This window comes from Candidatus Hepatincolaceae symbiont of Strigamia maritima (assembly GCF_055505085.1).
On the sequence record NZ_DBKDTU010000016.1, the window covers coordinates 1 to 4,254 of the forward strand.

Annotated in this window: 4 protein-coding genes; all 4 read right to left on the reverse strand. The window is 29.2% G+C overall.

Annotated elements, in window-relative coordinates; genetic code table 11:
• Positions 1-109: 109 nt before the first annotated feature.
• The 4 genes from ACQCX0_RS00360 to ACQCX0_RS00375 all read right to left on the reverse strand — a co-directional run bounded on the left by ACQCX0_RS00360 (position 110) and on the right by ACQCX0_RS00375 (position 3,908).
• Positions 110-613: a GcrA family cell cycle regulator gene (locus ACQCX0_RS00360; RefSeq protein ID WP_462562058.1), complete on the reverse strand. Its 504-nt coding sequence runs from the start codon at positions 611-613 to the stop codon at positions 110-112.
• A 33-nt stretch (positions 614-646) separates the two neighbouring features.
• Entirely contained in the window at positions 647-2,230 is a 1,584-nt protein-coding gene (locus ACQCX0_RS00365; protein ID WP_462562059.1) for a lysine--tRNA ligase, read from the reverse strand.
• Positions 2,231-2,294: 64 nt separating this feature from the next.
• Entirely contained in the window at positions 2,295-2,696 is a 402-nt protein-coding gene (locus ACQCX0_RS00370; RefSeq protein WP_462562060.1) for a hypothetical protein, read from the reverse strand.
• Positions 2,697-2,780: 84 nt separating this feature from the next.
• Positions 2,781-3,908, reverse strand: coding sequence for a phosphatidylinositol-specific phospholipase C (locus tag ACQCX0_RS00375; RefSeq protein ID WP_462562061.1), 1,128 nt, complete (start codon positions 3,906-3,908; stop codon positions 2,781-2,783).
• Positions 3,909-4,254 lie beyond the last annotated feature (346 nt).

Genomic DNA, 4,254 nt, shown 5'->3' on the forward strand with positions numbered 1-4,254 from the left:
TTTATCTTGTAATGACATAACTTTAATTAACCCAAAACCCTCAACTAAAAATTATGGTTACGTTAATTTCTAAGTAATAAAATACCTTTTTAAGTATTTAATCCTCAACTTAGATACTTTCTTCGTCTAAATCATCTTCGGTATAAAGATTAGCTTGTTTTCTTTTATCTACCCTAGCTATTTTTAAATAAGCCATTTTCATGTGATCTTTACAGTAGGCTTTACCATGTAAAACTCTTTCTCCGCAAAAAGTGAAGTGTTCATCCCCATACGGCCAAACACACATATCATATTCTATTTCCTCTAATAAATATTCTCCTGGTTTTTTCAATTTTAGAAGTACCTTTGGTACGGTTTGTACAGAGGATTTTTTATTATTAGGTTTTTTGATAGATTTATTTTTAGAGGAATTTTTAACATTAAGCTGTACTTGACTATCTGATAAGTTTGTATTATTATGTTTCCCTACTCCTAATCTGTGAATCTTTCCAACTATAGCATTTTTAGTAAACCCCAGAATTTCTCCGATTTGTTTAGTAGAATATTTTCCTTCACTATGTATTTGTAATAATTGTTTTACGAGTTCCTCACTCCAATTAGATTTTTTAACCATTAGTAGTTGTTCCTTTACTTCAATATTAACTTTTTAAGTAGATAGTACTTTATTTATTAAGGCAATAGAGTTTTTTAAACCATAAAGTGCAAAAAATGTTCCTATTCTAGGACCGGTTGCCTGCCCTAATAAAATTTCATATAAAGATTTAAACCAATTCTTTAAATCAAGACCACTATTTTTTCCTACTTGATATACTTTATTTTGAATTTCTGCCACACTGACATCTTCTTTTAAGTTTGTAAGCTCTATCACAAGTAATTGTAGTGCTGCTTTTTCAGCATCATTAGGAACTTTATAAATAAGACTAGGTTCTACAAAGTCTTGGTAATAAGCTATGGCATATCCTAATAGTTTCTCTATAATCCTCTTAGCATCACTATCAAAGGTTTTGTATTTCTCAATAAATGACCATAAATACTGTTTATCTGTTGCATGGGTAGTAGTTATTAAGTTGAGAATTAAACTAAACTCTATTATAGAATCAATTAGAGGAGGATTATTTTTATGAATGAAAAATAAAGGTTCTTCTACTTTTTGAGTCTCAGTTAAATTTTTATATTTAGTTAATCCTAACAACCATTCATCTACAGATTTAGGAATAATCTCAAAATACAATCTTTTAGCAGTTTGGGGTTTTTGATACATAAATATAGATAAGCTCTCATTATTAGCATATTTGAACCATTCCTCAACAGATACCCCATTACCTTTAGATTTAGAAATTTTTTGTCCGTCTTTATCTAAAAATAATTCATAGGTAAAATTTAGTGGCGGTTCTTCTCCTAAAAGCTTACAAATTTTTGTAGAAAGCTTTACTGATTCTATAAGATCTTTCCCTGACATCTCATAATCTACATTTAAAGCATACCAACGCATTGCCCAGTCTGCCTTCCATTGTAATTTACATTTTCCTCCTATTACTGAGGTTTCAATCAATTCTGTGTTATGCTTATAGGTAATAGTTCCTTTTTGATAATTAAGTGCTGTAACTTCTACTTGTAATACTTCATTAGTTAGCGGATCTATTGGTAAAAAGGGACTATAATTACTTTGCCTCTCACTCCCCAAAGTTGGTAAGACTACATTTTTTACTGCCTCATATTTTTCTAATACTCTCAGTAGAGCTTTATCAAACATCCCAGAGGTATAACATTCAGTAGCACTGAAAAATTCATATTCAAAATTATAACTATCTAGAAACTCCCTAAGCTTAGCATTATTATGTTCCCCAAAACTACTATATTTCTCAAAAGGATCCGGTACTTGGGTAAGAGGCTTTCCTAAATGTTGTGTTAACATTTCCTGATTAGGTACATTACTTGGAACTTTTCTTAAGCCGTCTAAATCATCAGAAAAAACAATTAAGCGAGTTTTAATACCACTTAATTGCTCAAAAGCAAAACGTACCATGGAAGTCCTTGCTACTTCTCCAAAAGTACCGATATGAGGTAATCCTGAGGGTCCGTAGCCTGTTTCAAATAATACATACCCTTTCTCAGGAGGAGTGTTTTTTATTCTCTCTAAAATCTTTTTAGCTTCAACAAAAGGCCATGACTTAGCATTTAAATAAATCTCTTTATTAAATAATTGCGAGTTATGGTGATTGTTTTGCATTAAAACCTCTTGATTTATTACACATAATTGCTACTTATATACCTTTAGTATTCTTAAGTACTATCTATATTATACCTTTTTTTTCTAAAAAGTATTTAAAATTAATGTAGTTTTCAGCTAAAGTTATGCTCTTATTAAGAATAAAATTATATTTAAAAATTGGTTGTGCCTCATTACTGATTACGATTTGATTGTGTAATGATTGTTTAGTGATTAAAATTAGCGTATAGCTTTTTTGTACCAAGATTATTTTAATATCCAGTGGGGGAAATTCTTTTCGTAATTCTTGGACAAAATAATTAACAAAATCGTAAACATTACTAATTTTAACTAAAATATTTTGTTCTATTTTGTTAGAACTTACCGGTAAGATATTATTTTTAATAAACATTAAGATAGTAATAATAAGAGATGTTAAAATGACCCATACAAGATTAATGATTTTTTTTAAGTTTTGATTTTTCATTTTTCTCTATTCTATAATTGCTCTCTGTTATAAAGATAAGGAGTTATTAGCAAAATTGTTACAGCTAATAACTTTCCTAATGTATTAAAATTTCCTAAAATTAACATTACCCACTTTTTTATTATCGTAAATTACACCATCTATTAACTTGACACCTGGGAAATCAGCCATAATAATCCCAGCACCTCTTCTTGCGAAAGTATCAATATCGTCATCATATGTCATATAATCTGCTAGTAATACATTTGTTCCCTCAAATGCTATGGTACAAATAAGTATAAAACAATTTACTCTTGGAAAATCCTTATATGTATTACCAATCCCAAACCAATCAGTCTTCCCTGTAGGTTGTCTATTACCATAGGTATCCATTGACCAATGCCCGCTAGCTACAAAATATGGAAATACTAAAAGCCCATTCAAACTTGAATCTCCAGATCCGCTTAAATAATTAACATATACTGTATCTTTACTCCCCTTAGTAGCTTTCTTATACTGAGCGAATACCTTTTCCCATTTAGCATATAGATCCCAATACTCACTTAATTCATAACTATCTTGAATGTCAAAATCAGAATATTTGATACCAAAACTATGAAAATCCATACAATCTGAGAGAATTATAAATTTACCACGCATTTCTTTAACTGTTATGTGCGGGTCAGTAGTTTGTAAATAATGTGTTTTGTGATTATTTAAATAATATTCCAGAGTTTCCTTCATACTTCTAGTATTGTTATTATCTGCATCATGATCTTCTTTTAACCTTATAAAAATAGTCTCACTAGGATATTTGCTTAGAAAATCAGTAACCTCTAGTAATACATCCCCGAACATTGTCTTTAAAAATATCCTCCCATGATGAATAGCAAAAGCATTACCAGTATGTCTAATTCTAATATCTAAAACTCTAATACCGTTTTTAAGCTGTTTTTTTAAATTCATACTTTGGGTTTGAACAGATAATTGCATAAGACCATATTCCCCATACGTCATAGTATCGTGAGTACCTGGTAATGATAATTCAGAAAATCTTGCATTATCTTTTAGTTCTTTCATCCAAGTACTCTGATTATCATTTAAAAAAGCATCCGAAGATGTATAAACAGAATGCCCGTGGGCAAAACTCTTTCCATAACTGATAAATACTAAACTGCAGACTAACAGCAAAGTATTTAAAGTATTTTGTTTTATAAATATGTGTTTAAACATAATTTTTCTCCTAAGATATCTAGTTTGAATATGATTAATGATTTTGCTTATAAAGGTTTGTTATGTAAATTTTTTATCTCTACTAAAGTATATAAAGGCTATGCTAAAAAACATATGTTTAGTAACTAAATTATCGGAATATGATTATTTGTTTAGTGTTTACTACTACTTTGGAGATAGAGTTAAAACTAACGGCTAATACCTAATTGTATATGGGTTACTTGTTATTAACTTAACATTAATCCTAGAGTGATTAATGCCCTCTGGATTCTAATTTAGTTTAGTTATTAAACTTAAATTATAAGCATCCTTCTATAAAGGTATTATACATAATATTTTTATATTT

Coding starts and splice junctions, on each gene's coding strand:
- ACQCX0_RS00365 (WP_462562059.1), bottom strand. CDS start 2,230: ATGCAAAACAATCACCATAACTCGCAATTATTTAATAAAGAGATTTAT.
- ACQCX0_RS00360 (WP_462562058.1), bottom strand. CDS start 613: ATGGTTAAAAAATCTAATTGGAGTGAGGAACTCGTAAAACAATTATTA.
- ACQCX0_RS00375 (WP_462562061.1), bottom strand. CDS start 3,908: ATGTTTAAACACATATTTATAAAACAAAATACTTTAAATACTTTGCTG.
- ACQCX0_RS00370 (WP_462562060.1), bottom strand. CDS start 2,696: ATGAAAAATCAAAACTTAAAAAAAATCATTAATCTTGTATGGGTCATT.